The sequence below is a fragment of the Candidatus Hydrothermales bacterium genome, assembly GCA_039630235.1.
Taxonomy (GTDB): domain Bacteria; phylum Hydrothermota; class Hydrothermia; order Hydrothermales; family JAJRUZ01; genus JBCNVI01.
The window spans coordinates 115,222-122,966 of record JBCNVI010000006.1 but is presented as its reverse complement, the minus strand read 5'-3'; the positions used below and the strand labels follow the sequence as shown (position 1 = coordinate 122,966).

At 34.8% G+C, this 7,745-nt stretch carries 10 protein-coding genes and 1 pseudogene; 10 read left to right on the top strand and 1 reads right to left on the bottom strand.

Translation table 11 applies throughout. The annotated features are described in order from the left end of the window. Nucleotides 1-104 precede the first annotated feature (104 nt). Nucleotides 105-1,184 (bottom strand): type III-B CRISPR module RAMP protein Cmr1, encoded by a 1,080-nt coding sequence (gene cmr1 / locus ABDH49_06920; GenBank protein ID MEN3046694.1) that lies wholly within the window; start codon nucleotides 1,182-1,184, stop codon nucleotides 105-107. A 1,515-nt stretch (nucleotides 1,185-2,699) separates the two neighbouring features. Between cmr1 and ABDH49_06915 the strand changes: the two are divergent. From ABDH49_06915 to ABDH49_06870, 10 genes and pseudogenes are all read left to right on the top strand, one after another. After that, nucleotides 2,700-3,275, top strand: a pseudogene (locus ABDH49_06915) (DEAD/DEAH box helicase). A gap of 447 nt (nucleotides 3,276-3,722) precedes the next feature. After that, complete coding sequence (locus tag ABDH49_06910; GenBank protein ID MEN3046693.1) at nucleotides 3,723-3,986, top strand: hypothetical protein; 264 nt, start codon at nucleotides 3,723-3,725, stop codon at nucleotides 3,984-3,986. After that, complete coding sequence (locus ABDH49_06905) at nucleotides 3,980-4,366, top strand: C-terminal helicase domain-containing protein (GenBank protein ID MEN3046692.1); 387 nt, start codon at nucleotides 3,980-3,982, stop codon at nucleotides 4,364-4,366. The genes ABDH49_06910 and ABDH49_06905 overlap by 7 nt, the downstream gene beginning before the upstream one ends. Beyond that, on the top strand, nucleotides 4,363-4,671 hold the full coding sequence (locus ABDH49_06900) for a hypothetical protein (GenBank protein ID MEN3046691.1): 309 nt from the start codon (nucleotides 4,363-4,365) through the stop codon (nucleotides 4,669-4,671). The genes ABDH49_06905 and ABDH49_06900 overlap by 4 nt, the downstream gene beginning before the upstream one ends. Nucleotides 4,672-4,680: 9 nt before the next feature. Beyond that, a complete protein-coding gene (locus ABDH49_06895; protein ID MEN3046690.1) occupies nucleotides 4,681-5,856 on the top strand; it encodes a DUF3883 domain-containing protein in 1,176 nt (391 codons plus the stop codon). A 1-nt stretch (nucleotide 5,857) separates the two neighbouring features. Beyond that, on the top strand, nucleotides 5,858-6,187 hold the full coding sequence (locus ABDH49_06890) for a DUF1156 domain-containing protein (GenBank protein MEN3046689.1): 330 nt from the start codon (nucleotides 5,858-5,860) through the stop codon (nucleotides 6,185-6,187). Nucleotides 6,188-6,231: 44 nt separating this feature from the next. Then, nucleotides 6,232-6,363, top strand: a complete 132-nt coding sequence (locus ABDH49_06885; protein ID MEN3046688.1) for a hypothetical protein — start codon at nucleotides 6,232-6,234, stop codon at nucleotides 6,361-6,363. A 130-nt stretch (nucleotides 6,364-6,493) separates the two neighbouring features. Next, nucleotides 6,494-6,868, top strand: a complete 375-nt coding sequence (locus tag ABDH49_06880; protein ID MEN3046687.1) for a hypothetical protein — start codon at nucleotides 6,494-6,496, stop codon at nucleotides 6,866-6,868. A 116-nt stretch (nucleotides 6,869-6,984) separates the two neighbouring features. Beyond that, nucleotides 6,985-7,473 (top strand): hypothetical protein, encoded by a 489-nt coding sequence (locus ABDH49_06875; protein ID MEN3046686.1) that lies wholly within the window; start codon nucleotides 6,985-6,987, stop codon nucleotides 7,471-7,473. Then, nucleotides 7,439-7,744 (top strand): hypothetical protein, encoded by a 306-nt coding sequence (locus ABDH49_06870; GenBank protein MEN3046685.1) that lies wholly within the window; start codon nucleotides 7,439-7,441, stop codon nucleotides 7,742-7,744. Before ABDH49_06875 ends, ABDH49_06870 begins: the two co-directional genes overlap by 35 nt. Nucleotide 7,745 lies beyond the last annotated feature (1 nt).

The following is a 7,745-nucleotide window of genomic DNA, read 5'->3' as shown; positions in this document are numbered from 1 at the left end:
AAGTTTTTCAGCATAACTTTTTGCTCTTTCTAAATGTAAAGGGATATCAAAGCACTTATCAATTGGGTCATGTAAAAAAGACTTTAATTTTTCAGTGAAGTGGGTCATAGGTTTAACTCCTCCCTATCTTGTGGCAAAGAATTCAAAAAATTCTCTATTAATCTTTCGTCTATTCTCATTATAAATACTCTTGCATTTTCGTCCAATTTCCATTTATTACCTACCTTTACTTCTTTACCAACAAAATGCACTCCTCCTGCCGATAGTTTAACGACAACTGGGAAATAGAGGTTATTTGATTTTATAACTTTAAATATAAGGGGTGATGCCCAGCGATCTGAAAGGCACGCATCTTTTGATTCCTCTCTATAAGGAACCATTCTTACTGTAAATCTTGAATGCATAACAGGCATCCCAAAAGCAGCTGTTTTGAAAATCTCATCTCTGTGTTCATTCCTAAAATCTTTATATTTTTCTCCAAGGAAATTTAAAGCATCTTTCCAATTATTTTTTGGGTCAAATATAAAAATTTTTGCGTTTTTAAGGTTTGTGTATTTTCTCGTGCCGTTTCCTTGACCACAGATATCTTTTATGGTTTGAATATTATTTTGAATAAAGTCTTTAAGTTCTCCTTTGTTTTTAGCTTGACACTTTAAGTCAAATCCTTCATTTTTAAAATTTCTCTGAGCATCCAAGATTTCAATATTCCCTCCTCCTCTCCTTGCTCTTGTTCCAAATCCTCCAAGAAATATCGCAAGCCATAAAGATGCAACTCCGATCTCAAAACTCTTTTCATCATTCGAAGAAAGAGTTATTAAAAACTGTGTACCTTCTGTAAAATAACTCCTTAATATTTGCTCACCACGAGTTCTTAACGCAAAGGTAGAGTAAAAAAGATATCTTAATCCTCTATAATTGTTTATCTCCCTGCTAATATCATTTCCGGTAGAGATACTCAAAGTATTTATTACGATTTTCAACTTACTTTTTCCCTCCTCGGTTCCGCCAAAAATTTTAGATTCTTCCTCCTTTAATCTTTCAATATTATCCTCAGCCTTTATGGCTCTCCACCACCAACGCATCATTCCCTTAAATTCCGAAGCCCTAAGTTCAGGTGTTCTACTATCTGCCCCCGCCATAAACATAGGGGTAACTAGTTTACATTTAAGAATTATTTTATTCATCGCCCCCCCTAAAAATCAGCGTGCATAATAAAATTAAAAGACATTTTTCAAATTTTTTTCAATGTTCATTATGATTAATATCCTATGATTTCAAAAGAATATCTAAGGGAGAAAAAGGGATTTTGATTCGGGCGCTTAAAAAAGAGAGGTTATGAATTTAATCCTGAATATCTTTTCAATCTTGACAAAGAATTAGGAGAACTGAAGAAAAAGTTCGGAGATTTAGATGTTGAAAAGAGTGAGATTGCAAAAAAGTGGGATAAACAAAGAGAGAAGGTGAAGATGTTAAAATGTTTCGTGAAGAGGGAAAAAGAATAAGTTATAGAGATTGAGGAAAAGGAACTGTTGGAAGAGTAGATTTTCCGGGGAGCAGTTTCAAAGAATTAATCAAATCAATACTTTTAAAAAATACTTCTATTAGGAGAAGAAGTTGAAATTTTTCCAGGGCATGGCGACATGACCAATTTAAAAGCCGAAATTAAAACAAATCCATATATAAGAGAATTTTTGAAAAAAATATGAAAGTTAAAAAGTCAAAAAGAAAGTTAGTGCAGAATAAAAATTAAGGAAATTGTTTTAGAGAAGTTACAACTTGTTAGATTTCTTGATAAAGAGGAGGGATGGGGAAAGGTCTTTTTGGAGTAATTAGATATACTCTTCATTTACAAAAAATATAGAGTCTGGGTAGAGAATAAAGTTTCTTATTCCCAAAGGAGGAAGACCCAGTAGTAAGAAAGCAAAGGAGTTGTGACTCCGATATATCAGGGCAAAACAGTTTAAAGATTTTTTTGACAAGTTTTGTAAAGAAAAGAAACCAAATTTTTTTAAAAGTAGAAAATTCAGTGAAACATATAGGGTGAAAATGCTCCATTTTGAAAAATTCTTCTAAGGTAAGGGAATCGCACTCTTTCATAACTACTATCAAACTCAAATTTTCTGCTTAGAGATTCAATAAAACTATTTAAGAACATTCTTTAGAGGCATTTATGAAAATCTTATAGACCGGAAAAATTTAATTACTAAAACCTTTAATTTAAAGTGCTACGAAAGTACACAAGTGTTTGGGAAAATATTGAGAAAAAGCTTAAAATTATAACCAAAGTCGTTGTGAGTAAAGTGCAAAGTGTTAAATTAGAGATCAAAAATAAATTGGTTTACGAATATCTTGGAGATTATAAAGCAGTATGGAAGACAGTCAGAAAAGATACTCCTAAAGTCTTAAAATTTAAAGAAATGAGGTAAGATTATGAATCCGTTTACTAATTATGAAAATAATATGAAGATTGAAAAATTCTTGAAAAAAGAATAATCCTATCACAGTATTTCCCAGAACCCGTAGAAGTTGAAGATGTAACCCTTATAGGCACTAAATTCAAATTTTTAGTGAGAAGAGTTGACGGCTATCTTGAAGAGGTTGTTTTATCTGGTGAAGAGCTAAATGAGATCAAGATAATATCTGAGGATATAAAGCCTGTAGATCCAGATTATTTAACTCTTTAAGTTGAATCTTATCGCATTCGTAATGCCTATTCCTATGACCCATACTTTGCAGTTAGTTTATCGGGTATTCGAACTTTACCTCATCAAATAGAGGCAGTTTACGGAAAAATGTTACCTCAACCACGCTTACGTTTTCTTTTAGCCGATGACCCTGGAGCTGGAAAAACCATAATGGCTGGACTATTGATCAAAGAACTTAAATTACGCTTCGGAATAGAAAAGATTTTAATAATTGTTCCTGCTAATCTAAAAATTCAGTGGCAAGATGAACTCCTAAGATTTTTTAATGAGTATTTCATAATAGTCGATTCTGAACTTGACAAAAAATAGGCTATAAATATATGGCAAAGGGAAAATCAAATAATAGTATCTATGGACTATGCAAAAAGACCAGAAGTAAGGGAGAAGGTGTGGCAGCAAAACTGGGATATTGTTATCGTTGATGAGGCCCACAAATGCTCAGCATACACCAAAAGAAGAAGTGACCGAGCACCTCAACGTGAGGCAACTAAACGTTATCAACTTGTAGAAAAACTCTCATTAAAACCAAATCACTTACTTTTACTTACAGCAACTCCTTCACTACGGTGATGACGAGAGATTCTGCCACTTTTTAAGATTACTTGATCCAGACGTTTTTCCAGAACCACATAAATTTCAAAATGAAATTGGAAAAATTAAAACCCTTGTTTTTTCTGATAAAAATAATCCCTGGATCTTAAGAAGATTAAAAGAAGATTTACGTGATCTACAAGGAAAACCTCTATTTACAAAAAGACATACTATAACTATTTCTTTCAAGGTTACGGTAGAAGAATATGAGTTATACGAAGCAGTAACAAATTATCTAAATCGATTTTTAGCTTTAGAAGGTGAAGGACATCTAAGGCAAAGTATTGCACTTACAAGAACTATCTTTCAACGACGTCTTGCAAGCTCTACCTACGCTATCTATAAAACCCTCGAACGAAGACTTGAAAACAGAAAAGACTTTTAAGCGAATTAGAAAAATTGCCAAGTGATGAAGGGTATAAGCTATTGGAAAAAACTAGGGATATAGAGCTTGATGAAGAAAGTGACGACTCTGATTTGGATGAGAAAACTGCTGATAAATTAACAGACGAATTTTCTCCTGCAAATAAGATTGAAGAATTAAAAGAAGAAATAGAGGTTCTAAAAGAGCTAGTTTATAAGGCAGAAGGTGTATATAAAAGGGCAATTGACACCAAATTAAATGCATTAAAGGAGTGTTTAGAAAGAGCAGAGTTTTCAGAACTAAAGGACAGTAGCGGAAACTGTTAATTTTCACCGAACAGAGAGATACACTCCGTTATCCAAAGGGGCACATTGAAAGTTGGGGATACTCTACTTGTGAAATTCATGGCGGAATGGATGTTAACGAAAGGAAAAGAGCTCAGGAAGAATTTAGAACCAACGCTCAAATTTGTATAGCTACAGAGGCAGCAGGCGAGGGAATAAACTTACAATTTTGCCATCTTGTTATTAATTACGACTTACCCTGGAATCCTGCACGTCTTGAACAACGAATGGGAAGAGTCCACCGAATAGGACAAAAAAGAGATGTCTACGTTTTTAACTTTGTCGCAGAAGAATCTGTAAATGGGAAACCCATAATTGAAGGTATAGTTCTAAAAAACTTCTTGATAAGATTGAAAAAATGAAAAGAACGCTAGGGGAGAAAAGAGTTTATGATGTAATCGGCGAGATCCTTTCAATAAATAAAGTAGATTTAGCTGAAACTTTAAGGGAGGCTGCCTACAACCCTCATCGTCTTGAAGAGTACCTTGAAATTATTGACAGGATTGATCCGGAGAAATTGAAGGAGTATGAAAAGATGACAGGTATAGCCTTAGCCCGTGCCTATGTCGACTTTTCAGGATTTCAAAGGGAAAATTTTGAAGCAGAGGAAAAAGACTCATGCCTGAATATGTTGAAAGGTACTTCAAAAAAGCAGCTGAGCTATTAGGACTAAAAGTTGAAAAAGAGAGCAGATGGATTATTAAGGATTCCTTATGTTCCAGCAGATTTTCGCTCAGACTCTCTTGAATCAGTTAGACGATTTGGGAAACCTTTAGATAAGTATCCAAAAATAACTTTTCATAAAGAAGATCTCGATAAGGATCAACATGTTGATGCTGTTCTTGTAAGCCCTGGTCATCCAATTTATGCTAAGGGAAAATATGCTGTAGTAGTTGATTTAAATACTTCGGAGTTTTATTGGATTCATTTCTTAGAGTTTGCAATCGTTGATAGTAAAGATAGTATAGTCTATAAGGAATTGTGTGCGGTAAGAGAGAGCAAAAGCGGTGAATTTTCGATGATACCGCCTGATATTATTCATGACTTTGTCCCCTATAAAGAAAATTTCGATCAAAAACTTACATTTGATCTTAACAAAGTCAAAGATTATTTGATGACTAATCATTTATATGAAAAAAGAAAAGAAATTTTAAGGGAGAGAAAGAGGAACGCAGATATTATCAGAGATTATCTTGAGAAATCTTACGATGAAAGAGTATTTGCCTTTGAACGTAGAATAATGGAGGCAAAGGCTGAGGGGAAAAGTGAAGAGGAGATTAAAAAAATGGAGGAAGAAATAGAGGATTTACATAGAATAAAAAAAGAAAAACTTGAGAATGTAAAGGAAATGACTACTCTCCGGTTTGGTCCAATAATTCATATAGCTTCCTTTTTTGTTTTGCCGCCTGATATTTCGCAGATTTCGGACTTCGTAGAAAAAGAAGAGGAAAAGCTTAAAAGTGAACAAGCTGCAATGAAAATAGTTATGGAATATGAAAAAGGCAGGGGTTGGGAGCCCGAGGATGTCTCAAGTCAAAAATTAGGGTTTGATATAAGAAGTTTAGGACCTGTTGATCCTGAAACAGGATATCGTGAAGTAAGAAGAATTGAAGTAAAGGCAAGAAAAAAGGGAGAAAATATTCGCTTTACTATAAACGAGTGGCTAAAGGCAAAACAGCTAAAGGAAACTTACTGGCTATACGTTGTATGGAATCCTACAAGTCCTGACTACGAAATTGTTACAATACCTGACCCAGCTCATAATTTGGAATATGCAGCTAAAGAAATAAAATCAATAAGTCACTATGAGATTGATGGGAAAGAAATTCAGAAATTTAAATTGGAGGTATAGCATGAATAATGACAAGAGGTTAATTGAGGATTATTTGCCAATAAAGGAGATTAGTAAAGAGGCTGCAAGAGAAAAAAATATAAAGCAGGGGCATATATCTAGGCTTCATTTATGGTGGGCAAGAAGACACCTTGTTGCTTGCCGTGCTGCTGTTTATTCTTCATTAGTTCCTGCACCAAAAGAAAAAAATGGTAGGGGACCAAAGTCAGCTTTTATTCAGAGACTTTGTAAATATCGGGCAGATCCTCATACTGTAAAAGAAGCGATAAGGCACATATATGAGGCACATGCAGAGAGGCTCTCAAAAGAACCCGGTAAAAAATCACAGTAAAGGATATAGAAGAGGGAAAAGCGCCAAAACCCAGAATTCTTGATATGTTTGCTGGTGGTGGTTCGATTCCCTTAGAGACATTAGGGCTCGGTTGTGAAACTTATGCTGTAGAACTAAACCTTGTAGCCTATGTTATTCTGCTTGCTACTTTAAAAATATGGAGAGAGACTCGTTGAAGAAGTTGAAAAGTGGGGGAAATGGGTTATTGAAAAAGCAAAGGAGGAAATTGGAGATCTATATAAACCCGTTATAGATCCTAAAAGTAAAAAGACTTTGACTCCTGTTGCCTATCTTTGGACAAGGACTGTGAGATGTAAGAATCCTGCCTGTGGTGCAGTTGTTCCCCTTGTAAGGCAAACGTGGTTATGTAAAAAATTGGGAAGATATATTGCTCTGAAAGTTACTCCCGATCTAGAAAGTAAGAGGCCAAAATTTACTGTTTTTTCAAGCTTTGTCAAAACAGAGAAAGAGGCTATTAGAGAGTTTGGTTTTGATCCTGGAAGGTTTTCAAGGAAGGGAGATGCCACTTGTATTTTTTGTGGCACAACTATAACTTCAGACTATGTAAAGCAAGAAGGACAGGCGAAAAGAATAGGAAAGCAACTTATGGCGGTTGTATGCACAGAAGAGGGAAGAACTGGAAAAATTTATTTATCTGCAGATGAGGTTCCAAAGATTTAATACCTGATGAAGAAGAAATTTGGAAAAGGATTAATAAACTTTGTGAAGAAACAGGTTTAACCATACCTAATGAACCCTTAGTTGACAAGTCTGCAGATCAACTTCCCATGTATGGAATGCCGACTTATGTTGATATGTTTACTCCTCGTCAACTTCTTGCACTTTTGACTTTTACGAAGTGGGTAAGAAATTCCCATAGAGAAATCAACGAAGTCGAAAAGGAGAAATCACAAATATATGTTTCATTTCTTGCATTGATTTTAAGTCAAATGGCTCACTATAATTGTACTTCATCTCTATGGTATAAAGAGGGTATGCTTTCTGTCTTTATTGAAGGTCAAGCAATTCCAATGCGTTGGGATTTTGCTGAGGTTAATCCTTTTTGGTCAAATGTAGGAACTTGGAAGTATACTTTAAAGCAGACTCTTAATATCCTAAGGAATCTCAATAATAACAGTAGTTCACTAAGAAAAATAGATATAGTTCGTACATCTGCCACAGAATTACCTTATCCAGATGAGTTCTTTGATGCTATCATCACAGATCCACCATATTATGACAACATATCGTATGCCGCTCTCTCTGATTTTTTATGTTTGGCTTAAGCGATCTATAGGACATCTATATCCAGAACATTTCTCAGGAAAGCTTACTCCTAAGAAAAAGGAAATCATTGTTGATGCTAAAAGACATGGAGACAAGAAAAGGGCGAAAAGATTTTATGAAGAGATGATGGAAAAAGCCCTGATGGAAGCATGGAGAGTTTTAAAACCAAATGTTCCTATGGTACTGATCTATGCACACAAAACAACCGCTGGATGGTCAACGCTTATCTCTGCATTAAGAAAAACAGGCTACATGATCCAAGAAGCATGAC